This is a genomic window from Paracoccus sp. PAR01 (genome assembly GCF_014851995.1).
Lineage (GTDB): Bacteria > Pseudomonadota > Alphaproteobacteria > Rhodobacterales > Rhodobacteraceae > Paracoccus > Paracoccus litorisediminis.
In genome coordinates this window covers 108,974-132,385 of the sequence record NZ_JACVAW010000007.1, presented here as the reverse complement: position 1 = coordinate 132,385, position 23,412 = coordinate 108,974, and the positions used below count along the sequence as shown (strand labels likewise).

Sequence of the window (23,412 nt, the reverse complement as noted above, 5' to 3'; positions counted from 1 at the left end):
GCCCTTCTGGGCGGTCATCGTCCGCATTCCGGGTCGGCGCCTTCTGACGCGGCCCGGTCGTTCTGCCGGTTCAGGCCGACAGGAACTTTTCGGCGGCCTGACGACCGGCCAGCGCGGCGATGCGCGGAACGTCGTAGCGGCTCAGACCCAGATCGGCCAGTTCGCGGTTGGTGGTCATGCCCAGTTCTTCCAGCGTGCGACGCTCAACCCGGCGGCCAGCGAAATAGGCGCGGACGCGAAGAAGAAGGCCGTGGTTGGTGTTGTTGGCGGCGGTGGTGGTCCGGCTGCGGGCCGGGCCCGAGAGTGCTGCTGCGTGCATTGTCTTGATCCTTATGTTTGCGCTACCAATCTAGACGCCGCAGCGCAGCATTTGCAGACCCGTTTCTGTCATTGCAGCTATGTCGTCACGTGATGGCAGAACCGGAAAGGGTTCTGCCCCAACGCGTTAACCGTTGCCTTTCGTGCCCTGCTCCTGCGCGACCGAGGTTTGATCGACGGTCACGACCACCGACAGGCCGGGCTCCAGCAACTCGGACAGCTCCTGCCCCGGATCGATGTCGATGCGCACCGGCAGGCGCTGCGCGACCTTGGTGAAGTTTCCGGTCGCGTTCGAGGCCGACAGCAGGCTGAACTCGGACGCCGTGGCCGGCGAGAAGGAGGCGACCGTCCCGGTAAAGGCCCGCCCCTGCAGCGCGTCCACGGTAAAGCGCGCCTGATCGCCGACCTGCATGCCGTGCAGCTGCGTTTCCTTGAAGTTCGCGATCACCCAGACCTGTGGCGAAACCAGACTGACCAGCGAGGTGCCAGCGGACACATATTGCCCCAGCCGCACGCCGACCTGACCCAGCCGCCCATCGGCAGGGGCACGGATCTGGGTATTGGCCAGATCGATCCCGGCCAGTTCCACCGCCGCCTGCGCCGAGGCGATGTCGGCATTGCTGGCATTGATGCCGACCCGCGCGCCGTTCAGATCCTCACGCGCGACGTCGATGGCGCTGCTGGCCTGAATCATCGCCGCCTCGGCCCGGCGCAGGGCCAACTGGCTTTCATCGGCCGAGCTTTGCGGGGTGATGCCGCGTTCATGCAGCTTGCTCGTGCGGGTCCAGTCCTGCTGGGCGGTGTCGCGCACGGCCTCGGCGGCGCGCAGCGCAGCTTCCGCCGATTGCAGCCGGGCTTCGGCGGAATTGACGCCCTGTTCCTTGATCTTCAGCGCGGCCTCGGCCCCTTGCAACGCGGTCTGGGCCTGCGCCAGCTTCTGGCGGTATTGGCGGTCGTCGATCCGGGCAATGACCTGCCCCTTGGTCACGGTCTGAAAGTCCTGCACCTCGACCTCGGCGACATAGCCCGAAAGCTGCGGTGCAAGCGTCGTGACCTGCCCGCGGATATAGGCGTTTTCCGTGCGCGGACTGGCCGGGGCAAAGGGCGGCAGATGCCATGCGAACAGCATGATCAGGATGCCTGCCAGCCCGGCAAGCAGGGCGATGACGGTCGGGATGATCTGGGACTTGGTCATTTGAGGGGCTCGGGAACATGAGGGGAGGTCAGGGGCCAGCGCGCCGCCAGCCAGTCGCGGAACAGGTGCAGGAGCAGCGCGAAAAGCGCCCCGGCCGCGACAAGGAATGTCAGGAAATAGGCATCGTTATAGGCCATGACATAGGCCTGCGCCGAGGCGTCCTGCGCGATGGCCGCCATCGCCTGCGCGCGGGCCAGCGCGGTGTCGGGAAATTGCCGGATCAGGGTGGCAGCACGGCTGGCAATATCCTGCATCAGCAGGGGATCGGTGGTGGCCAGATCCTCGCGCAGAACCTGCAGATGCAGGGCCTGCCGATGGTTGATGAAGCTGGAAAACAGCCCCGACCCCGCGGCACCGCCGATGCTTTGCGTCGACAGGAACACGATGACGAAGGACAGGATATAGTTCGGCCCCCGCGCCATCGCGGCCATCAGCCCGCGCATCATGGCCGGGGCCATGAACAGCGACCCGGCAAAGGCGATCAGGGCCTGACTGGCCATCATCTGCGCCGGGCGGGTATCAAGGGTCGAATTGCTGTCCATCCATGCCCCCGCCGCGATCATCACCAGCGCGACCACGTGAAAGCGCGCGACGCGTCCCGGCTTCATGAAAGGGACCAGCGCCAGCCCGCCCAATATGGTCGCGACCGAGATCACCGCAAACAGCGGCACCAGCTGGCCCTGCGTCACCCCCAATTGCTGGAACATCCGCGGTGCGCCGGCGCTTTGCTCGGACAGGATCAGTCGGAACAGCAGCAGCGTGATGGTCAGATGCAGCATGGCGGGACTGACCAGCCAGCGGATATCGACCAGCGGCGCGGCGCGGTTCAGTTCGATCGCGACCGCCAGGGTCAGACAGGCAATCGACAGCGCCATCAGCCAACCCAGCCACGGAACCTCGGTCCACCAATGGATCGGGCCCATGACGAAACCCACGATCAGCCCGCCGAACCCGACCGAGATCAGCACCCAGCTGACCAGATCCAGCGGCGCGATCACCTTGATCTTGGGCGGCGATTGCAGCGGCAGGGCATAGACCAGCCCCAGCGACACCGCCGCCATCCCCAGCCCCATCACATGCAGCCCCTGCCAGCCCGCATCGCCCATCAACGCGGGAGAGATCACCCGCGCCAGATGCGAGCCGACGGCAATCACGCTCAGCGACAGCGGCAGGCCAAGGCGCAGCTTCCACGCAGGCGGCAGCGGCTCCAGCATGTAAAGAAAGGCCAGCGTCGACAGCGGGGCCGAGGCCATGCCTGCAAAGAACTGCCCGGTGATCGCCGAGCGCAGGTCAAAGATCGAAAACGACATCAGCGCCACCGCCAGATAGATCACGATGGCGATTTCCGCGAAGCGGCGCAGGCCGTATTGAGTGCGCAGCTTGATCAGCAGCAACGGCATGGTCGCGCGCGGGATCAGATAGGCCGCCATCAGCCAGCTGGCCTGCGTGGTGGTCGCCCCCAGATCGCCGGCGATCTGCGGGATGTTCGTGCTGATGAAACCCTGTGCAAGACCTTGGGTCAAGGCGATGACCGTCGACGCGCCGATATAGGCCAATGCCCGTGGCAGGGGCATCAGCGGCGCAGGTGCAGGTGTGGCGGGCGCCTCGCTCATTCCCGGCGCAGCTTTTCGGCGTTCACCGTCATCCGGCCCAGAACGCGGCGCGCGGCGGCAAGGTCCTCAGGCGCGATGCCCTCGACCAAAGCGGCCTCGACCTCGTCACGGAAACGCAGCAGCGGCTCGATCCGGGTGGTGTCGGTCAGAAAGATCGCATGCTTGCGGGCGTCGCCCTCCAGCGGGCGGCGCTCGGCCAGACCCTGCCCTTCAAGGGCGTCCAGCAGGCGTTTCAGGGTCGGCGTCTCGATTTCGAGAGCCGTGGCAAGTTCGGACTGACTGGCACCCGGATTGCGGCCGATGGTGGTCAGCAACCGGGCACGGGCAAAGGTCAGGTCCAGCTTCTTGACGCGCAGGTCGAAGCCCGCGCGGATCGAGCGGGTCAGCGTCACGAGTTCGTCGAACAGGGTAAGGGGACGGTCGGCCATATCAATTATGTTAGCTTGCTAATGATCTTAGTTAGCAAGCTAACAATACTGCGCGAATAATCAAGGCCCCGCGCGCCGGGCCCGATGAAATATCGCGAGGGGTGGCAGAGTTTGGCCGGTTAGCCGCTGGTCGCCCGCCAAAGCGTCAGGGTGACGCGGAAACCGGGGGTCAGGTTTTCAAGCGTCAGATCGCCATCGGCGGCATGGACGATATCCTTGGTCAACGACAGGCCAACCCCGGTGCCGCCCGTATCCAGATAGCTGCCGCGCCGCGTCACCTGATCCAGCTTCTCGGGCGGGACGCCCGGCCCGTCATCCTCGACGATCAGCTTCACTCGGCGGCCCTGCGGCATGGCGCGGATGATGACCTTGGCGCGGGCGTGACGCAGGGCATTTTCGGCAACGCTGCCAATGGCCTCGGTCAGGTCATAAGGGTCGATCCGCACCCGCAATTCGGGGGGAATCTCGGTGCCGATGGCAATATCCTCACCCCGCGCGGTCCGCTTCAGGACGGCAACGATCTTGGCGATGACCTCGGCAGGATCGGCCTGCCCCTCGGCCCCGATGCGGGCCCGGCCCAACTCGCGGTCGACGCTGGAGCGCACGGCATCGGCGATCTGGTCGATGGAATCGGCGGCTTCAAGCTGGCCCGACTGGCGCAAACGGCTGGTTTCGCCGCGCAGCGCCTGCAGGGGGGTCTTCAGCGTATGGGCCAGATCGGCGGCGCGGTGGCGGGCGCGCTCGATCCTTTGGTCGCGGTCATCCATCAATTCGTCGATGGCGGCCGCCAGCGGGCGGACCTCCAGCGGCAGGTCCTGACCCAGCCGTGCCAGTTGCCCGTCCTGCAACGCGCTGACCTTGCGATGAACATGGGCAAAGGCCCGCATCCCGATCGCGACCTGCACCACCGAGGCCAGGGTCAGCAGCACCCCAAGGACCAGCAGCGCCGGGACCAGATCCCGCGCGAACAGCTTCTGCGCCTCGTCCAGCTGGGCGCGGCTGACCGCAACCGCAATCCGCACCGGATGCGCGTCCGCACCGACAAGGATCGAGCGGTCAAGGATCAGCAGGCGCTGGCTATCCGGCCCATCGCCGCCATAAAGCGCGACCTTGCCGCCAGCCGGCGCGGCAGCGGCCAGTGGCAGCACCGTGTCCCACAGCGATTGCGAACGATAGCTGCGACCATCCATTTCGATCTGCCAGTACAGGCCGGAATAAGGTTGCAGATAACGCAGATCGCCGCCGATCTGGTCATGAGGTGCGGCGGCGGGCTGGTCGCCCTCGAACCCGGCGACAAGGGCCAGACTTTTCGCGTCCAGTTCCTGATAGGTCAGGCGAGTCACTTGCCGGTTGAACATCACGCTTAGCGCAAGGCCCGCCAGCAGCAGCGCCAGCGCGATGGCAAGGATCGCGCCGATGCTCAGCCGCAGGCGGATCGAGCCGCGCGAAGCGTTCAAGGCGACTGCTCCAGAAAATAGCCAAAGCCGCGCCGCGTCCCGATTACCCCCGGCCCGGTCTTGCGCCTGAGCCGGGCAATCACGGCCTCGATGGCGTTCACGTCGCGGGAATCGTCATCGCCATAGATTTGCTCCAGCAATTCGACCGGCGGCACCACCCGCTCGGCATTCATCACCAGACAGGAGATCAGCCGGAATTCCAGCTGGGTCAGGTTGAGCATGCGCCCGTCGATCGAGACCGTCTGCCGGTTGGTGTCCAGCGCCAGCCGTCCGACCTGCTGGACTGGATTGACCCGCCCCGAGGCGCGCCGGACCAGCGCGCGGGCCCGCGCCACCAGTTCCTCCATGCGGAAGGGCTTGGGCAGGTAGTCGTCGGCACCGGCATCGATGCCCTCGACCCGCTCGTTCCAGCTGCCGCGCGCGGTCAGCACCAGCACCGGAATATCGACGCCCTCGGATCGCCAGCGCTTCAGCACGGTCAGCCCGTCGATCCGCGGCAGGCCCAGATCCAGCACGATCAGCGCGTAATTTTCGGTCCCGCCCATGAACCACGCGGATTCGCCGTCCGCCGCATGTTCGGCGCGAAAGCCCGCCTGCTCCAGCGCCTGCGCGATATCGGCGGCGATGCGGGCGTCATCTTCGACTATCAGGCAGCGCATGGGTCAGTCGTCATCCTCATCCTCGACCTCAAGGATCTTGCCGCTTGCCGCGTCGATTTCCACCTCGAAAAGGCGTCCATCGGGGCTGAGGATGTCGAATTCATAGGTCAGGATGCCCTCCTCCAGCTCCAGCTGGATCTCGACGATCTGACCGTCGAACTCGGCGCGCAGGATCTTGAGGATCTGGTCAAGGGGCAGGATCTCGCCGCGCAGGACGGCACCGCGGGCGAATCCGGCGTCCAGTCCGTCCTCGGGTTCAAGCTGTGGCAGGGCCTGCTGGGCCATGGGGGCGACCGCGGGCGCCAGAAGGGCAAGGGCGGCGCAGAAAAGGATTGAGACGGGGCGGGTTGTCATCGCGCGACCCTAGCCCATGTCCGCTGACAATTCCCTGACAGACGCGGTCAGGCCGGTGTCAGTGGACTTGTGCAAGACCGGCAAAAACAATCCTCGGAGCCGTAACATGATCCGCATCACCCTTCTGTCCGCGCTTGCCGCCGTGCCGCTTGCGGCGAATGCCGCCCCGATCCGCCCGCTTTCGGCCAGCGTCACCGATTTCGAAAGGCGTGGCTATATCGTGCGCAGCGCCGAGGATGACGGCCGCACCCATGAGATCGAGGCCATCGCCCCTGACGGGCGCCGGATCGAGGCCGTGATCGAGGCCGCCACCGGCGAGGTCCTGACCGAGCGGCCCGATGACTGACCCAATGGTGCCGCAGCTAAGATCTGCCGCCTTAGGTCTGAGCATCGATGATGGCGTCAATCTGCTGCAGGGGCATCAGGCCGGCTTTGGCTTGACGTGACGGACAGAAAGTGAAAAGCCGACATAAATTGTCAGCCGTCGGTCCGTGATGAAAACTGCATCCTTCTCAACTCTTTCCGCCTTTGGCCTGCTGCTGGCGACGGCGATGCCCTTCAGCGCATGGGCACAGGATGCGGGCGCGCAATTCCCGATCAAGATCGAACATGCCTTCGGCACCACCACGATCGGCAAGAAGCCCGAACGGGTGGCGACCGTAGCCTGGGCCAATCACGAAGTGCCGCTGGCGCTTGGCGTCGTTCCCGTGGGCTTTGCCGCTGCCACCTTTGGCGACGATGACGGCGACGGGCTGCTGCCTTGGGTCAGTGAAAAGCTGAAAGAGCTGGGCGCCGACACCCCGGCCCTGTTCGACGAAGGCGACGGCATCGATTTCGAAGCGGTCGCGGCATCGGACCCGGACGTGATCCTCGCGGCCTATTCCGGCCTCAGCCAATCCGATTACGACACCCTTAGCCAGATTGCTCCGGTCGTGGCCTATCCGGAATCGCCCTGGGCGACCGACTGGCGCGAGATGATCCGCCTGAATAGCGCCGGGCTGGGCATGCAGGCCGAAGGCGACGCCCTGATCACCCGGATCGAGGCGCAGATCGCCGACGCCGCCGCCAAGCACCCCGAGATCCGGGACAAGAAGGCGATGTTCATCACCCATCTTGATCCGACCGATCTCAGCCTTGTGCGCTTCTATACCGCCAATGACACGCGGGTTAAATTTTTCGAGGATCTCGGCCTCAAGTCCCCGAAAAGCGTGATGGAAGCGACGAAGCCCGGCCAATTCTCGGGTGAGGTCAGCGCCGAGCAGATCGACCAGTTCAACGATGTCGACATCTTTGTCACCTATGGCACGCCGGAACTGCTGGCGCCGCTGAAGACCGACCCGCTGGCCTCCAAGATGACCGCGATCGCCAATGATGCGGTGGTCATGCTGGGTGGCAATCCTGTCGCCACGGCGGCCAACCCGACGCCGCTGTCGATTTCCTGGGTGCTGGACGACTATGTCGCCATGCTGGCCGAGGCGGCGCGCAAAGCGCAATGACAGAACGGACAGTAGATAATGACGCGCGGTCCGGATCGGGCCGCGTCCAGCTTTTCCGGGGCGCTGGTCTGGCGGCCTTGGCGCTGGTCGTGCTGGGACTGTGCTTCCTGTCGGTCGCCATCGGCACACGCTCGGTCGCATGGGCCGATATCTGGGCAGGGCTTCAGGGCCAGACCGAGACCATCGGGCAGGCCGCCGTCGCCGTGCGCATCCCGCGCACGATCATGGCCGCCTTGGTCGGGGCGGCGCTGGGGCTGGCGGGGGCGATCATGCAGGGCGTGACGCGCAATCCGCTGGCCGATCCGGGCATCCTTGGCGTCAACATGGGTGCCTCGCTGGCCGTGGTGATCGGCCTTGCCTGGTTCGGGATGGACATGGCGCAGCTATATGTCTGGACCGCGATATTTGGCGCGGGGGTGACGGCGGCATTCGTCTATGTCATCGGCTCGCTGGGCCGGGGCGGCGCGACGCCGCTGAAACTGGCTTTGGCCGGGGCGGCGACCTCGGTCGCGTTTTCCTGCTTCACCATCGCGGTCATCCTGCCCCGCAATGATATCGCCGGGGGCTTCCGGTCGTGGCAGATCGGCGGCGTCGGCGGCGCGACATTCGACGGCATCCGGCTGGTTCTGCCGTTCCTGCTGGTCGGTTTCGCGGTTTCGCTGCTGTCGGCGCGCAAGCTGAACTCGCTGGCGCTTGGCGATGATCTGGCCGCCGGATTGGGCGAAAACGTCGCCGTCGCGCGGGGCATGGCGGCATTCGGGGCGATCCTGCTTTGCGGGGCGGCCACGGCGGCCTGTGGTCCGATCGGCTTTGTCGGGCTGATGGTGCCGCATCTGTGCCGCCTGCTGGTCGGGGTCGATCACCGCTGGCTGCTGCCTTTCTCGGCGCTGACCGGAGCTGGGCTGCTGATCCTTGCCGACGTGCTGGGCCGCATCATCGCCCGGCCAAGCGAGTTGGCCGTGGGCATCGTCACCGCCTTTGTCGGCGCACCCTTCTTTATCTGGATCGTCCGTCGCCAGCGGGTGCGCGAGCTATGACATCTGAAACCCTTTCGCTGACCGTCACTGCCAACCGCCATGCCCGCGCCCGCCGTTGGAGGCGCGTGGTAGCGGCACTGGCGCTGGTGCTGCTGGCGGGTTTTGCCCTGACGCTGATGCTGGGCCAAAGCTTCACCCCACCCGGCGACGTGCTGCGCGTCCTGATGGGTGGAGATGTACCGGGCGCAAGCTTCACCGTCGGCCAGTTGCGCCTGCCGCGTGCGGTCATGGCGGTGCTGGTCGGGCTGTGCTTCGGCATGGGGGGCGTCGCCTTTCAGATCATGCTGCGCAATCCGCTGGCCAGCCCCGACATCATCGGCGTCAGTTCCGGGGCCAGCGCGGCGGCGGTCTTTGCCATTGTCGTGCTGTCGCTGGACGGGCCTGCGGTGGCGGGCTTTTCGGTGGTGGCCGGGCTGGGCATCGCGTTGTTGGTCTTTGGCCTGTCCTTCAGGAACGGCGTCGCCGGAACCCGGCTGATCCTTGTCGGCATCGGCGTCGCCGCGATGATCGACAGCTTTATCGCCTATCTGCTGTCCCGCGCGCCCTCATGGGACCTGCAAGAGGCGATGCGCTGGATCACCGGCAGCGTCAACGGCGCCAAGCTGGATCAGGCTGTGCCGGTGCTGGCGGCTCTGCTGCTGTTCGGCGGCATCCTGCTGTCCCGCGCCCGCGATCTTGAGGCCCTGCGCATGGGCGACGACACCGCCGCAGCGCTTGGCGTAAGGGTCGGCGCGACCCGGATCATCGTCATGCTGTCCGCCGTCGGAATGATCGCCATCGCCACCGCTGCCGCCGGACCGGTGATGTTCGTGGCCTTCCTGTCCGGTCCCATCGCCTCGCGTATTGTCGGGCCGAATGGCTCGATCCTGATCCCCTCGGCGCTGGTGGGGGCGGTGCTGGTGCTGGCGGGCGATTACATCGGGCAATTCGCTTTGCCCAGCCGCTACCCGGTCGGCGTCGTCACCGGGGCGCTTGGTGCCCCCTACCTGATCTATCTGATCGTGCGCGTGAACCGCGCCGGAGGTTCGCTATGACCGCCCAGCACAGCCTGATCGCCGAGGATCTTGCCGCAGGATATGGCGAAAGCCTGATCCTTGACGGGCTGGATCTGCAGGTTCCTTCCGGCCAGATCACCGCCATTGTCGGCGCGAATGGCTGCGGCAAGTCCACGCTGCTGCGCACCATGTCGCGCTTGCTGCAACCCAGCCGGGGCCGCGTGCTGCTGGACGGGAAATCCGTCCATCACCGCCCGACACGCGAATTGGCCCGCACCTTGGGACTGCTGCCGCAATCGCCCGTCGCGCCCGAAGGCATCACTGTCGCCGATCTGGTCAGCCGGGGCCGCCATCCCCATCACGGGCTGATGACCCGCTGGAGCCGCCATGACGATCAGGCGGTGGCCAACGCCCTTGAGGTCACCAAGACGGCCGATCTGGCCGAGCGCGCCGTGGACGAACTGTCCGGCGGCCAGCGTCAACGCGTCTGGATCGCCATGGCCCTTGCGCAGGAAACTGAACTGCTGCTGCTGGACGAACCGACGACCTTCCTTGATGTCTGCCATCAGGTCGAGGTGCTGGACCTGCTGACCGACCTGAACCACTCGCGCGGCATCACCATCGTCATGGTCCTGCATGACCTGAACCTTGCCGCGCGCTATGCCGATTGCCTTGTCGCCATGGCCAAGGGTCGCCTGCACGCCCATGGTCGCCCCGAGGAGGTGCTGACCGAGGAAAACGTGCTGGGCGTATTCGGCCTGCACAGCCGGGTCATTCCCGATCCGGTTTCTGGAAAGCCGCTGATCTTGCCGATCGGCCGTCACCGGTTGAAGAGCGCGAACTGAACTCTCCGGTTTTGAATGACACCAGTTGCAGTTCGGCAACAATCCGACAAGATACATTAAAATAGTCAGACTATTTCCCGCGCGTTTCTTGATCCCGCGCCGGCACAGGGATAACGCCCTGTGACAATTCATACTATAACACTAAGGTAAAGGGACAAGGATGGCCGAGAACCAACTCGCCGGCCTCGCGCGGATGTCGCGCGGCTGCCTGACCACGCTTCTTCTGGGATGCACCGCGCTTGTGGCAATTCCGGCATATGCACAGGATGCAACCGAGGCGACCCCCTACCGCCTGAACCCCGTCACGATCCAGGCACGCGGCAATGCCGATGACGATCAGAACACCATCGTCGCGCGTGAGATCTCGGTCGGTGGCAAGGTCGCGACCAGCATTCTGGACACGCCTGCCTCGGTCTCGGTGATCACCGCCAAGGAAATCGAAGTCCGCAATGCCGAGACGGTCGAGGAAGTCCTGCAATACTCGCCGGGCATCGTCACCGACTTTTACGGCAGCGACGACCGCAACGACTATTTCCTGGTCCGCGGCTTCCAGGCGACGACCTTCCGCGACGGGCTGACGCTGGGCTCGATGCGCGGCGTGCGCGAAGAGCCCTTCGCCTATGAGCGTGTCGAGGTCCTGCGCGGCGCGAACTCGACCCTGTTCGGCGTCTCCGATCCGGGCGGCTCGGTCAACTTCGTGACCAAGACCCCGAAATTTGAGCGCATCGCCGAAGCCTATCTGTCCTATGGTTCGTTCAACCATGCCGAGGTCGGCGTCGATTACGGCGACGTGCTGAATGCCGACCAGACCCTCGCCTATCGCTTCACCGCCAAGGTGCAGAACAGCGATCTGGAATACGACCATTCGCGCGACGACGAGACCTTCCTGATGGGCGGCCTGACCTGGCAGCCGACGGACGCGACCTCGCTGAGCGTCGTTGTCGATTATCTGGACCGCGATGGCACCCCGAACAGCGGCGGTTACCCGAAAGATCGGGAATATGACCGCAGCGACTTCTTTGGTGAGTCGGATTTCAACTACCACGATGTCGAGCGCACCAGCCTTACCGCGCTGCTGTCGCATGATTTCGGCGACGGCCTCAGCCTGCAGGCCAACATGCGCTACAGCGATCTGACCGATAATTACGGCTATCTGTATCTCAACGACTATGTTGGTCGTGCCGGGACCGTGGTGCCGCGCGATGCCCTGAGCTCGGACAGTTCCGCCAAAGAGCTGATCGGCAACGCAATCCTGAAATACGACACGAGCTTCGACCGTTGGGACAGCAGCACGCTGGCCGGGATCGAGTTCCGCGACGCCTCGACCGAGAACGTGTCGAACTATGGCTCGGCCAGCCCGATCGATATCGCCAATCCGGTTTACAGCGGCGCGCCGAGCGCAGTTGATCCCTATCAGACGCGGAACACCGACTATTCGACGCAATCGGTGTTCCTGCAGCAGAACCTCGCCTTTGACGATCGCTTCATCGCGACCATCGGCGTTCGCCACGACTGGCTGGACATCGAAACCAGCGGTGCCGACAAAGACTGGAGCACCGGGGCCATGGTCCCCTATGCGGACAGCGATGATTTCTCGGAAACCTCGTGGCGCGGCGCTCTGACCTACAAGGTCACGCCCGAAATCTCGACCTATTTCAGCTATGTTGAATCGGTTGCCCCGCCGTCCATCGGCGTCGAACCCGAGCGCGGCGAGCAGTACGAGATTGGCGTGAAATATGAGCCCGCCGGGACCAACGCGCTGCTGTCGGCCTCGATCTATGACCTGACCAAGAACAATGTTACGGTCGCGGTCGTTCGCGATGACGGTGTGATCGAACAACAGCTGGTCGGCAAATCCCGCGTCCGTGGTCTTGATCTGGAAGCCAAGGCCGAACTGAGCGACAGCATCGACGTGCTTGCATCCTATTCCTATCTGGAATCGGAAGTCGTGCGCTCGGGCCCGATCTATGGGGTCGATGTCGAAGGGAACGAATTCGCCTCGACGCCGAACCATCTGGCCTCGATCTGGGTGAACTACACCGTGCCCGGAACCGAAACCCGTGGCGACATGACCTTTGGTCTGGGCGCGCGTTACACTGGCTCGTATTACTTCAACCTCGCCAATGACAGCGGCAAGAGCGAAGCGACGACCCTGCTGGACTTCGCCTTTACCTATCAGGTGCAGGAAGCCACCGACCTCGCGTTGAATGTCAGCAACCTGCTGGACGAACAGCATGTGGTCGGTTCAGGTACCGCCAACTACTACAACCCCGGCCGCACCATTTCGGCCACCCTGCGTCACCGCTTCTAAGCGCTGCATCTCCCATCCGCCGACCGGCGGGTGGGAGACCCTTGACCGGGGTCTGACCACCCCAAGCTGCGGTGCGGCATCCAAATGCTGCCTTTCCGCGCAAAGATCTCCAAAATTTGCACCCTTTTGCGCAATCATGTTGCCCCGCCCGTTCCGCGACGATAAGGAGCGCCCACTTGGAAGGGGCGGCAAGGGAGGGAGCACTCATGCTGGACATGACCGATATCCGCAGCGAGTTGCGGGCGCATTACGATCTTGAGCCGTCGCTGGAACTGGCACAGGAAATGTCCGATATCCATGCGCGCATGGGACGGGTGATGCCGATCGTCGACTGGGCCATCCACGCCCCCTATGTCCGCGCCATCAATGCGCTGAAGAAGCAACGCAACGCCGTCGTGCTGGCGCATAACTACATGACACCGCAGATTTATCACGGCATCGCCGATGTCGTCGGCGACAGCCTGCATCTGGCGATCAAGGCGACCGAGGTCGAGGCCGAGGTGATCGTGCAATGCGGCGTGCATTTCATGGCCGAGACCTCGAAAATCCTGAACCCCGCCAAGACCGTGCTGATGCCCGACATGGATGCGGGCTGCTCGCTGGCCGAAAGCATCACCGCCGAGGGCATCGCCCAGATGCGCGCCATGTATCCCGGCGCGCCGGTGGTCAGCTATGTCAACACCACCGCCGAAGTGAAGGCGGCATCTGACATTTGCTGCACCTCGGCCAATGCGGCCCAGATCGTCGCGGCGATGGACAGTGACACCGTCATCATGACCCCCGACAAATGGCTGGCGCAGAACGTCGCCAATCAGGTGCCGCAAAAGCGCGTGGTCTGGTGGGACGGCGCCTGCATCGTTCATGAGCAATTCACCGCCAAGGACCTGCGCGATTTCCGCGATTGGAATCCGGGACTGAAGATCATCGCCCATCCCGAATGCCCGCCCGAAGTCGTGGCCGAGGCCGATTACGCGGGCTCGACCGCGAATATTCAGGGCTGGGTCGAAACCGAGCGCCCGAAACAGGTGATGCTGGTCACCGAATGCTCGATGGCCTCGAACATCTCGGACGCGAACCCGGATGTCGAGTTCCTCGGGCCCTGCAACATGTGCCCCTATATGCAGAAGATCACCCTGGAAAAGGTCCTGTGGTCGCTGCATTCCATGACTGGCGTGGTCGAGGTCGACCCAAGCGTCGCCGAGCCCGCGCGACTGGCGGTGCAGCGTATGATCGACCTGTCGCGGCGGCTGGCGGGATGAAGGCGCTTGCCACCGGGCGCGTCGTCATCCTTGGGGCCGGGCTGGCAGCGCTGACCGCCGCCTTGCGGCTGGCGCCCAGACCGGTGCTGCTGATTTCGCCCGAACCGCTGGGTCAGGGCGCAAGCTCGGCCTGGGCGCAGGGCGGCGTTGCGGCTGCCATGGACCCCAGCGACAGCCCCGAGGCCCATGCCGAGGACACCTTGCGCGCCGGGGCCGGGCTGGTCGATGCGGCGGTCGCGCATCTGGTCACCGCTGCTGCGCGCGATGAGATCATCGACCTGACCGATTTAGGTGCACCTTTCGACCGCACCGCGACAGGCGGCTATGTCCTGTCGCGCGAGGCGGCGCATGGCGCGGCGCGTGTGGTTCGGGTCAAGGGCGATCAGGCCGGGGCCGAAATCACCCGCACCCTGGTCGCGGCGGTTCGCGAATGCGCATCGGTGCAGGTGCTGGAAGGCGTGCTGGCGACCGGTTTGCAGATGACCGGGGATCGGGTCAGCGGCGTGCGGCTGGCGCTGACCAGCGGCTCTGAAGAAATCCTGCTGACCGCACCCGCGGTGCTGCTGGCGGCGGGTGGCTCGGGCGGGCTTTACGCGGTCACGACCAATCCTCCGCGCATCTCGGGTCAGGCCATCGGCATGGCAGCACGGGCGGGGGCGGTGATCTCGGACCCGGAATTCGTACAGTTTCACCCGACCGCGATGGATGTCGGCATCGATCCCGCGCCGCTGGCCACCGAGGCGCTGCGCGGTGAAGGCGCGCATCTGCTGAACCGTCTGGGCGAGCGTTTCATGCTGGCCGAGCATCCCGATGCCGAGCTTGCGCCCCGCGACGTGGTGGCCCGCGCCGTCTATCGGCAATCTCAGGCCGGGTTGCGACCTGCGCTGGACACCCGCGCCTGCCTTGGCCCCCGGATCGTGACGGATTTCCCGGCCGTTGCGGGGGCGTGCGCGCAAGCGGGGATCGACCCCGCATGCGCGCAGATCCCGGTGGCCGCCGCCGCGCATTATCACATGGGTGGGGTGGAAACCGATGCGGATGGCCGGACCAGTCTGAAAGGCCTTTGGGCCTGTGGCGAGGCAGCCTCGACCGGGCTGCATGGCGCGAACCGGCTGGCCTCGAACGGGCTGCTTGAGGCGCTGGTCTTTGCCGGGCGCTGCGCCGGTTCGATCGCCGCAGAAATCCCGATGGGCGACACGGCCCCGGTGTCGCTGCCGGCACTGGCCCATGCCGCCCTGCCCGATCCGGCGCTGGTCCTGCGCTTGCGACAGGCGATGACCGCAGGAGCAGGTGTCGTCCGCGATGCAACGGGCCTGACGCGATGCCTGCACGAGATTGCCGCGATTGAAGCGTCGCAACCCGATTGCGCGCCGCTGCTGAACATGACCGTGACCGCCACGCTGATCGCCGCCGCCGCATTGGAGCGGCGCGAAAGCCGCGGTGCGCATTGCCGCAGCGACTATCCGCAAACCGAAGGGCAGACCGGCACGCGCAGTCGTCTGACGCTGGATCAAGCCCTTGCCTTGCGACCCTGCCTTGAGGAAACGCCATGAATGCCCAGCCGAATTTCCCTGACCTGATCCTTGAGCCGCTGGTCCGCGCCGCGCTGTCCGAGGATCTGGGCAGCTATGGCGACCTGACCACCCGCACCGTCATTCCCGCCGGAACCCGCTATGGTGCCTGCATCGTCGCGCGCGAGGCGGGCATTGCCTCGGGGATGCAACTGGCGGCGATTGCATTCCGCCTTGTCGATCCGGCGCTGGCCTTCCGCCTGCATGTTCCCGATGGCACCCCCTTCAAGGCGGGCGCGGTTCTGGCGGAAATCTCGGGCGATGCGGCATCCATCCTGACCGGAGAGCGGGTGGCGCTGAACTTCGCCGGCAGGCTTTGCGCGATTGCCACCATGACCGCCGGGTTCGTCGCCGAAACACAGGGCACGCGCACCCGCATCACCTGCACCCGCAAGACCACGCCGGGCCTGCGCATCGTCGAAAAACAGGCGGTGCTGCATGGCGGTGGCTTCAACCACCGTTTCAGCCTGTCCGATGCGATCCTGATCAAGGACAACCATATCGCAGCGGCAGGCGGCATCCGTCCGGTGCTGCAGGCAGTCAAGGCGCGGGCCTCGCATATGGTTCGGGTCGAGATCGAGGTCGACCGGCTGGACCAGCTGGCCGAGGTGCTGGACGAGGGCGGTGCCGATGTCGTGCTGCTGGACAATATGGATACGCCGACCCTGCGCGAGGCGGTGGCGATGACCGACGGGCGGCTGGTGCTGGAAGCCTCGGGGAACATGCGACTGGAACGCATTGCCGAGGTGGCGGCGACCGGCGTGGATTACATCTCGGTGGGGGCACTGACCCATTCGGCGGGAACGCTGGATCTGGGTCTGGACTTCTGAAATGGCGGGCCTTACGGCCCGCCTTTTTCGTTACTCGGCCGGGTCCATCCCCGCCTGATCGCCCCGCTCCAGCGCCGAATTCCGCGAGGAATAGGTCACATAAAGCAGCGCGGCCAGAACAGCCCAGACCGCCGTCAGCTTGAAGACGATCGAGGACAGGCTGGAGATCAGGTAAAGACAGCTGAGGATGCTGAGGATCGGCAGCAAGGGGAACAGCGGCACCGTGAAACCGCGAGGCGCGTCCGGGCGACGATAGCGCAGAATGATCACCCCAGCCGAAACCACCGTAAAGGCGATCAGCGTGCCCATGCTGGTCAAATCCCACAGCACGGCCGAGGGCATGAAGGCGGCAATGGCCGCCACGGCGGTCGCCACGATGACGGTATTCGCGGCGGGTGCCTTGGTCCTTGGGTTCACGCGGCTGAAGATCTTGGGCAGCATGCCGTCGCGCGACATCGCGAACAGCACCCGCGTCTGGCCGTAAAGCACCACCAGCGTGACCGAAAAGACCGAGATCACCGCCCCCGCCGACAGGATCACCGACGGAATGGCCGAGCCGGTAACGTTCTGCAGGATCACGGCCAGACCGGCCTCTTGCCCCTCGAACATGAATTGCGGCTGCGCGCCGAGCGCGAACAAGGCCACCAGCAGATAGAATGTCAGCACGATCACCAGCGCCATGAGGATGGCACGCGGCAGGTTGCGACGCGGGTTTTCGACCTCTTCGCCCGCCGTCGACACCGCATCCAGCCCGACAAAGGTGAAGAAGATCGACCCCGCCGCGGCGCTGATCCCGGCAAAGCCATGCGGGGCAAAAGGCGTCAGGTTCTGGCCGTCATAGGCCGTCATGGCAAGGGCGATGAACAGTGCCAGCACACCCAGCTTGACGATGACCATGATCGCATTGGCGCGGGCAGATTCCTTGGAACCTCGCATCAGCAGGATGCAGCACAGAAACACCAACACCGCCGCCGGCAGGTTGATCAGCCCGTCGCCGCCGAAATGCAGCGAGTAACCCTCGGCGACCAAGGGGGCGTGCAACAGCGCGCGTGGCAGTTCCAGCCCGGTGGTGATCAGCAGCAGATTGTGCAGATACTCGCTCCAACCGACAGCGACTGCGGCAGCAGAAACGCCGTATTCCATGACCAGACAGGCCGCGACCAAAAAGGCCAGCCCCTCGCCCAGGGTGGCATAGGCATAGGAATAGCTGGAACCCGCGACCGGGATCATCGAGCTCATCTCGGCATAGCACAGCGCGGTCAGCGCGGCGGCAAATCCGGCGATCAGGAAGGACACCAGCACCGCCGGTCCAGCGACGGGCACCTGTTCGGCCAGAACGAAAAAGATGCCGGTGCCGATGGTCGCACCGACACCGAACATGGTCAGTTGAAACAATGAGATATTGCGCCTGAGGCCGTCACCCTCACGCGACCGGGATTCGGCCAGGAATTGCTCGATGGGCTTTCGGCGCAATAGGCGCTGCCCAAGGCTGGGCTCTGTGTTCATTCGTCCTCCCTTGATTTTTCGATCCCCGCTCTTGCGGGGCAATGTTCAGTCGGGCCGATCCGGCATGGGCCGGTTCAGCAGGTATTCCGCGGTCTCGGGGACAAAGCCGGTTATGGCCAGCCCTTTCGCAAATGCTGTGGTCAGGCCGCCGCGCAGGCTCAAACGGGCCTGCAGCGCAGCCTGCGCGTCGTCGCGCATCATCGCGTCGATATCCTTGGGGATGGCGATGCGTTGGGCGGTGGGGTCGGGATCGGGGCGATGACCTGCGGCGCGGGTGGTGACCGGGGTGCTGTTCAGATCCCAGTCCAGCAGCAGCCGGTCCGAGGGCAGGCCGGCATTGATGCCCTCCATCGCGCCGTAATAATCGTTCAGATAGGTCGCGGACGTCGCCCCCAACGCGCCGATATTCAGCCCGGCATTGACCGCGCGCAGCGGATCGAAAGTCCAGCGCACCCGGGTGATGTCGCGTGCCAGACACCAGTCGCGCTGGAACCATTTCAGCCGCAGACCCAGCTTCAGCCCCCGCGCCTGCGGCAGAACGGCCAGCCGGTGCGAATGCTGCACCCCCGGCGTGGCGCTGGGAAAGGCGAACAGGAAGGCCAGCATCTGCGGCCCGTCAAAGGCGCCGGCGACCAGCCCGCCCTCATGCTGGATCGCCAGCATCAGGTCGGCATTGTCGGCCGGATCATCCGCGCCCCAGACCGCGCGTTGCAGGTCCTCCGAGGCGCGCAGCTCGGCCAATGAGGCCAGTTCGCGCAGAACCACACTCACCGGAAGTCCTCGCGCGCGCCGGTGACCTGATCGAGGAAGCTGCGGTCCAGCGTCACCCCCAAGCCCGGCCCATGCCGCGGCACCGCCATCAGGCCGTTATCGGACTCAAGCTGCTGCTCGGTGATATCCATTGCAAAATAACGGCTTGCGGATGATGTATCACCCGGTTTCGAGAAGTTCGGCAGGCTGGCCAGATGGATGTTCTGCGCCCGGCCAATGCCCGATTCCAGCATGCCGCCGCACCAGACCGGCACGTCGAAAGCCGCGCACAGGTCATGGATGGCGCGGGCCTCGGCAAAGCCGCCGACCCGGCCGACCTTAATGTTGATGACCCGTGCAGCCTCGGCGACCAGCGCCTTGCGCGCATCCGTGGCCGAGCGGATGCTTTCATCCAGACAGATCGCCGTGATCAGTCGCGCCTGCACTTTCGCATGGTCGTGGATGTCGTCGAAAGCCAGCGGCTGCTCGATATAATCCAGCCCGAAACGGTCCATCTGCACCAGCAAAGGCAGGTCCGGCAGCCGGTAATCGGTATTGGCATCGACGGTCAGCTTGATGTCGGGGAAACGCCCGCGCACCGCCTCCAGCAGTTTCAGGTCGTGGCCGCGCTTGATCTTCAGCTTGACCCGGCGATAGCCCGAGGCCACCGCGGTTTCCACCCGCTCCAGCGTCGTCGGGATGTCGGCAATGCCAAGGCTGACGCCGACCTCGACCGCATCGCGCACCCCGCCCAGCAGCGCCGAAAGCGGTTGGTTCAGCGCCTTCGCCCACAGGTCCCAGAAGGCCATCTCGACCATGGCCTTGGCCATGCGGTGGCCACGCCAGGGGGCAAGCTCGGCCGCAATCTCGGCGGGGTTCGAGAAGCACCGCCCGATCAGCCCCGGCAGCACCGCCTGCCGCAGGAAATCTAGCGCGCCGCCTTGAGTTTCCTCAAGATAGTCGGGCAGCACATCCATGACGCCCTCGGCGTAGCCCTCCAGCCCCTCGCCGCGCAGCGTCAGCAGCGGGAACACCTTCTCGGTCATCGTCCCGGTCGAGATCACGAATGGCGTCAGCAAAGGCAGCCGCACAAGCCGCAATTCCGCCGAGTCAATGCGAAGGCCAAGGAGGGAAGTCGTCATATCGTTCTCCGCTGGGGGAAATGCGGCGCGAAGGGGCTCGATGCCCCGCCGCGCCGCGGCCTTGTCAGGCGGATTGCGCGCGCAGGATCATCCCGAACAGATCGCGCGGATCATCCGGGTCGGCGATCATGTCCAGATCGACGAACAGGCCCGATTCCTTCAGGCGCGAATGGACGTAGCGCAGCGCCGAGAAGTCCTCGATCGCAAAGCCCACGCTGTCGAACAGCGTGATTTGACGCTCATCCTTGCGACCTTCGGCGGCACCGGTGATGACTTCCCAAAGCTCGGTGACGGGATGGTCGGCGTCCAGCTGCTGGATTTCGCCCTCGATCCGGGTCTGCGGCGGATATTCGACGAAGATCCCCGAGCGCAGCAGGATGTCACGATGCAGCTCGGTCTTGCCGGGGCAGTCGCCGCCGACCGCGTTGATATGGACGCCGCTGCCGATCATGTTATCGGTCAGGATCGTCGCATATTGCTTGTCCGCGGTGCAGGTGGTGACGATCTGCGCGCCCAGCATCGCCTCTTCCGAGGTCTTGCAGGACACGACATTCAGGCCCAGACCCCGCAGGTTGCGAGCGCATTTCGCGGTCGCCGCCGGGTCGATGTCGTAAAGACGGACCTCCGTGATGCCGCAGACGGCCTTGAAGGCCAGCGCCTGGAACTCGGCCTGCGCGCCATTGCCGATCATCGCCATGGTGGTCGAGCCCTTGGGCGCCAGCCATTTCGCGGCCATCGCGCTGGTCGCAGCCGTGCGCAGCGCCGTCAGGATGGTCATCTCCGACAGCATCAGCGGATAGCCGGTCGCCACATCGGCCAGCAGGCCGAAGGCGGTGACGGTCTGCAAGCCGCGCTTGGTGTTCGACGGGTGGCCGTTCACATATTTGAAGCCGTAGGTCTCACCATCCGAGGTCGGCATCAGCTCGATCACCCCGATATCGGAATGGCTGGCAACGCGCGGCGTCTTGTCGAACAGCGGCCAGCGGGCGAAATCGGCCTCGATCTCGGCGGCCAGCTCGGTCAGCATCTTTTCGATGCCGACATGCAGGACCAGCCGCATCATGTTCTCGACGCTGACGAAGGGGACGTAGGCGGTTTGGGAAGGTTTCAGCATGATGCCTCAGAGAAAGCTGCGGGTGGGGAGGTCGAACACCTTCTTGCCGAAAAGCGAGCCGGCAAGATCGACCATCAGGCGCGCGGTACGGCCGCGCTCATCCATGAACGGGTTCAGCTCGACCAGATCGAGCGAGGTCATCAACCCGGATTCATGCAGCAATTCGCAAACCAGATGCGCCTCGCGGAAGGTAGCGCCGCCGGGAACGGTCGTACCCACGGCAGGCGCGATCGAGGGGTCAAGGAAATCCACGTCAAGGCTGACATGCAGCATACCATTCGCGGCACGCACGCGGTCAAGGAATTCGCGAAGCGGCGCGACGATGCCACGTTCGTCCAGACCCCGCATGTCGTTGACGGTGATCTTGGTCTCGCGCAGGGCCGCATGTTCCGCAGCATCGACCGAGCGGATGCCGAACATGCAGATATTCTCGGCCGGGATCGGGGCCGGGAACGCCGGGAAGGCGTCAAAACCTGCACGACCGGCGATATAGGCGACCGGCGTGCCATGCAGGTTGCCCGACACGGTGGTCAGCGGTGTGTGGTAATCGCTATGCGCATCCAGCCACAGCAGGAACAGCGGCCGTCCGGCCTGCGCGGCATGCTGCGCCGCACCCGCGACCGAACCCAGCGCAAGGCTGTGATCGCCACCCATGACCACCGGCATCGTGCCACCATCCAGCGCGTCGGCGACGCGGGCGCGCAGCGCGCGGGTCCAGCCCAGCGTCTCGGGCAATTGGTCCACGGCGGGGTTGGGGCATTCGGCCTGCGGCAGTTCGCCGGGTGCGACATCGCCCAGATCGGTTACCTCATGGCCCAGCTCGGCCAATTCGCGTTCGATCCCGGCGACGCGATACGCGATCGGTCCCATCAGGCAGCCGCGGCGGCGTTGCCCGGAATCCACCGGCGCTCCGATCAGTGAAATTCTGTTCATTCCAGTCTCCTTCGTGGAAGGATTTCCCGCCGCTTCGTGGTGACTTCAATGAGAATTTCGACTAATTTGGCAAGTCGACTGACCAAACTGGAAAGCATGACTGCCGAAATGGACGAACTGGACCACGGAATGATCGCCGAGCTGCGCCGCGACGGGCGCGCCTCGATCTCGGAACTGGCCGAGCGGCTGAAGGTCAGCCGCGCCACCATCCGCACGCGGCTGGAGCGGTTGAAATCGACCGGAGAGATCGCGGGATTCATGGTGTTGACCCGATCGGACGTGTCGGTCGCGCCGGTCCGCGGGTTGATGATGATCGGGATCGAGGGGCGCGGCGGCGACCGCATCACCGCGCGGCTGACCGGGATGCCTGCGGTGATGGCCGTGCATTCGACCAATGGCAAATGGGACATGATTGTCGATCTGGCGACGGATTCGCTGGCCGATCTGGACGAGGTCATTCGCCGCATCCGCAACATGGATGGCGTGATGACATCCGAGACGAACCTGATCCTGTCGACCCGACGCGCCAGCGGCTCTCGTTGAACGCCAAGTGGCGAGACCTTGCAACAAAGCCGCAAGATCCTGAAAACGCTTATCCTGCACTCGCACACGCCCGGATATGATCGCGCCCATCGTGGCGGTCCCGCGTTGGTGGATCTCGCATCGCTGATGGATTGCTGAGGCCTTACCGCCGAGGATCGGCCGATCCATACTTCGCTGCCGCGAATTTGGCCCTCCCGTCAGAGGCAACAATTATTTTCCTGACCATTCCTATGCCTGGAAACTTATAGCGCAGGGTCCCGGGGGCGGTCGGAATGGCCATTTCCGACACTGCGGAAAGCAGAAAATATTGAGAAATACGTCATATCATATTATTTTTAATAATAAAATTACCTCACTCTCGCTTGTTGCGAGGCCGTGGGTAAAGCAGCCTCACAACTCCAATCCGACCTGTCCATGACAACCAGACTTGAAAGACGATCGCGCACATCCCATCTTACCTGAGCAACGTTTTTTCCCTTTGCATCCTGTCTCCTTTCGGGGCTGCAGTCTGCGGTTTGATCTGACTGTGCCTGATCGCCGCATGTTGCGGGCGATATCCACTAAAGGAGACATCACGATGGCCAATGGCACCGTGAAATGGTTCAACACCACCAAAGGCTTCGGCTTTATCGCACCCGCAACTGGCGGCAAGGACGTGTTCGTCCATATCTCGGCCCTTGAGGCTGCGGGTATCCGCCAACTGAATGACGGTCAGACCGTGACCTTCGATATTGAGACCAACCGCGACGGCCGTGAGTCCGTGCGCAACCTCGCCATCGCCTGATCCTGCTGCTTGGTCCGGCCGATCATGGCCGGACCAAATTTCGGAGGCCCGCATGGCACCCAAGGATAAGTACAATAAGATTTTCAGTCCGCAGGCGCCGCAAACCGCGCTGGACCGGACAACGACCGAAGCACGTCTGATCATTGCCGATCACAACCAGCGCCGTGACGAGCTGACCGCAAGCCTCAAGGAAGCGCGTCTGGCCAAGGAAGCGGCCGAGCTTGCACAAGGCAAGCCAGCACCCACAAAGCGCAAGAAATAATGTGACTTGC

24 protein-coding genes are annotated in these 23,412 nt (G+C 64.6%); 12 read left to right on the top strand and 12 right to left on the bottom strand.

The annotated features are described in order from the left end of the window. Positions 1-70 precede the first annotated feature (70 nt). The 7 genes from IB235_RS13150 to IB235_RS13120 form a co-directional block, all read right to left on the bottom strand. The gene (locus tag IB235_RS13150; RefSeq protein WP_155040337.1) at positions 71-319 is read right to left on the bottom strand and encodes a DUF1127 domain-containing protein; all 249 of its coding nucleotides are present in this window, start codon (positions 317-319) and stop codon (positions 71-73) included. A 126-nt stretch (positions 320-445) separates the two neighbouring features. Then, positions 446-1,513, bottom strand: coding sequence for an HlyD family secretion protein (locus IB235_RS13145; protein WP_192337113.1), 1,068 nt, complete (start codon positions 1,511-1,513; stop codon positions 446-448). Then, the gene (locus IB235_RS13140) at positions 1,510-3,126 is read right to left on the bottom strand and encodes an MFS transporter (RefSeq protein WP_192337112.1); all 1,617 of its coding nucleotides are present in this window, start codon (positions 3,124-3,126) and stop codon (positions 1,510-1,512) included. Before IB235_RS13140 ends, IB235_RS13145 begins: the two co-directional genes overlap by 4 nt. After that, the gene (locus tag IB235_RS13135; RefSeq protein ID WP_155040334.1) at positions 3,123-3,554 is read right to left on the bottom strand and encodes a MarR family winged helix-turn-helix transcriptional regulator; all 432 of its coding nucleotides are present in this window, start codon (positions 3,552-3,554) and stop codon (positions 3,123-3,125) included. Before IB235_RS13135 ends, IB235_RS13140 begins: the two co-directional genes overlap by 4 nt. A 119-nt stretch (positions 3,555-3,673) precedes the next feature. After that, on the bottom strand, positions 3,674-5,011 hold the full coding sequence (locus tag IB235_RS13130; RefSeq protein WP_192337111.1) for a HAMP domain-containing sensor histidine kinase: 1,338 nt from the start codon (positions 5,009-5,011) through the stop codon (positions 3,674-3,676). Further along, positions 5,008-5,670, bottom strand: a complete 663-nt coding sequence (locus tag IB235_RS13125) for a response regulator transcription factor (RefSeq protein ID WP_192337110.1) — start codon at positions 5,668-5,670, stop codon at positions 5,008-5,010. The genes IB235_RS13130 and IB235_RS13125 overlap by 4 nt, the downstream gene beginning before the upstream one ends. A gap of 3 nt (positions 5,671-5,673) precedes the next feature. After that, entirely contained in the window at positions 5,674-6,024 is a 351-nt protein-coding gene (locus IB235_RS13120) for a PepSY domain-containing protein (protein WP_155040331.1), read from the bottom strand. Between the two features lie 106 nt (positions 6,025-6,130). Here IB235_RS13120 and IB235_RS13115 point away from each other — a divergent pair, with 106 nt between their 5' ends. The 9 genes from IB235_RS13115 (at position 6,131) to nadC (ending at position 16,368) form a co-directional block, all read left to right on the top strand. Continuing rightward, positions 6,131-6,370 carry a PepSY domain-containing protein gene (locus IB235_RS13115; RefSeq protein WP_192337109.1) on the top strand — a complete coding sequence of 80 codons (240 nt, stop codon included), beginning with the start codon at positions 6,131-6,133 and terminating at the stop codon, positions 6,368-6,370. Between the two features lie 148 nt (positions 6,371-6,518). Continuing rightward, positions 6,519-7,520, top strand: a complete 1,002-nt coding sequence (locus tag IB235_RS13110; protein ID WP_192337108.1) for an iron-siderophore ABC transporter substrate-binding protein — start codon at positions 6,519-6,521, stop codon at positions 7,518-7,520. Then, positions 7,517-8,557: an iron ABC transporter permease gene (locus IB235_RS13105; RefSeq protein WP_192337107.1), complete on the top strand. Its 1,041-nt coding sequence runs from the start codon at positions 7,517-7,519 to the stop codon at positions 8,555-8,557. Before IB235_RS13110 ends, IB235_RS13105 begins: the two co-directional genes overlap by 4 nt. Beyond that, positions 8,554-9,591, top strand: a complete 1,038-nt coding sequence (locus tag IB235_RS13100) for an iron chelate uptake ABC transporter family permease subunit (RefSeq protein WP_192337106.1) — start codon at positions 8,554-8,556, stop codon at positions 9,589-9,591. The genes IB235_RS13105 and IB235_RS13100 overlap by 4 nt, the downstream gene beginning before the upstream one ends. After that, positions 9,588-10,397, top strand: coding sequence for an ABC transporter ATP-binding protein (locus tag IB235_RS13095; RefSeq protein ID WP_192337105.1), 810 nt, complete (start codon positions 9,588-9,590; stop codon positions 10,395-10,397). Before IB235_RS13100 ends, IB235_RS13095 begins: the two co-directional genes overlap by 4 nt. A gap of 160 nt (positions 10,398-10,557) precedes the next feature. Next, the gene (locus tag IB235_RS13090) at positions 10,558-12,708 is read left to right on the top strand and encodes a TonB-dependent siderophore receptor (protein ID WP_192337104.1); all 2,151 of its coding nucleotides are present in this window, start codon (positions 10,558-10,560) and stop codon (positions 12,706-12,708) included. Between the two features lie 206 nt (positions 12,709-12,914). Further along, complete coding sequence (nadA, locus tag IB235_RS13085; RefSeq protein WP_155040324.1) at positions 12,915-13,967, top strand: quinolinate synthase NadA; 1,053 nt, start codon at positions 12,915-12,917, stop codon at positions 13,965-13,967. Next, complete coding sequence (locus IB235_RS13080; protein ID WP_192337103.1) at positions 13,964-15,520, top strand: L-aspartate oxidase; 1,557 nt, start codon at positions 13,964-13,966, stop codon at positions 15,518-15,520. The genes nadA and IB235_RS13080 overlap by 4 nt, the downstream gene beginning before the upstream one ends. Beyond that, positions 15,517-16,368 (top strand): carboxylating nicotinate-nucleotide diphosphorylase, encoded by an 852-nt coding sequence (gene nadC, locus IB235_RS13075; RefSeq protein WP_155040322.1) that lies wholly within the window; start codon positions 15,517-15,519, stop codon positions 16,366-16,368. The genes IB235_RS13080 and nadC overlap by 4 nt, the downstream gene beginning before the upstream one ends. 30 nt (positions 16,369-16,398) lie before the next feature. Here the strand turns inward: nadC and IB235_RS13070 are convergent, their stop codons facing one another. The 5 genes from IB235_RS13070 to rocF all read right to left on the bottom strand — a co-directional run bounded on the left by IB235_RS13070 (position 16,399) and on the right by rocF (position 21,813). Then, complete coding sequence (locus tag IB235_RS13070; protein WP_192337102.1) at positions 16,399-17,874, bottom strand: amino acid permease; 1,476 nt, start codon at positions 17,872-17,874, stop codon at positions 16,399-16,401. 45 nt (positions 17,875-17,919) lie between these two features. Continuing rightward, complete coding sequence (locus tag IB235_RS13065) at positions 17,920-18,645, bottom strand: GNAT family N-acetyltransferase (RefSeq protein ID WP_192337101.1); 726 nt, start codon at positions 18,643-18,645, stop codon at positions 17,920-17,922. Then, positions 18,642-19,766: an o-succinylbenzoate synthase gene (gene menC / locus IB235_RS13060; protein ID WP_192337100.1), complete on the bottom strand. Its 1,125-nt coding sequence runs from the start codon at positions 19,764-19,766 to the stop codon at positions 18,642-18,644. The genes IB235_RS13065 and menC overlap by 4 nt, the downstream gene beginning before the upstream one ends. 64 nt (positions 19,767-19,830) lie before the next feature. Beyond that, a complete protein-coding gene (locus IB235_RS13055; RefSeq protein ID WP_192337099.1) occupies positions 19,831-20,880 on the bottom strand; it encodes an ornithine cyclodeaminase in 1,050 nt (349 codons plus the stop codon). A gap of 6 nt (positions 20,881-20,886) precedes the next feature. After that, positions 20,887-21,813, bottom strand: coding sequence for an arginase (rocF, locus tag IB235_RS13050; protein WP_192337098.1), 927 nt, complete (start codon positions 21,811-21,813; stop codon positions 20,887-20,889). Between the two features lie 108 nt (positions 21,814-21,921). Here rocF and IB235_RS13045 point away from each other — a divergent pair, with 108 nt between their 5' ends. The 3 genes from IB235_RS13045 to IB235_RS13035 all read left to right on the top strand — a co-directional run bounded on the left by IB235_RS13045 (position 21,922) and on the right by IB235_RS13035 (position 23,402). Continuing rightward, positions 21,922-22,356: an Lrp/AsnC family transcriptional regulator gene (locus IB235_RS13045; RefSeq protein WP_155040317.1), complete on the top strand. Its 435-nt coding sequence runs from the start codon at positions 21,922-21,924 to the stop codon at positions 22,354-22,356. 577 nt (positions 22,357-22,933) lie between these two features. Then, entirely contained in the window at positions 22,934-23,140 is a 207-nt protein-coding gene (locus tag IB235_RS13040; protein ID WP_155040316.1) for a cold-shock protein, read from the top strand. Between the two features lie 52 nt (positions 23,141-23,192). Then, positions 23,193-23,402, top strand: coding sequence for a hypothetical protein (locus tag IB235_RS13035; protein WP_155040315.1), 210 nt, complete (start codon positions 23,193-23,195; stop codon positions 23,400-23,402). Positions 23,403-23,412: the final 10 nt, after the last annotated feature.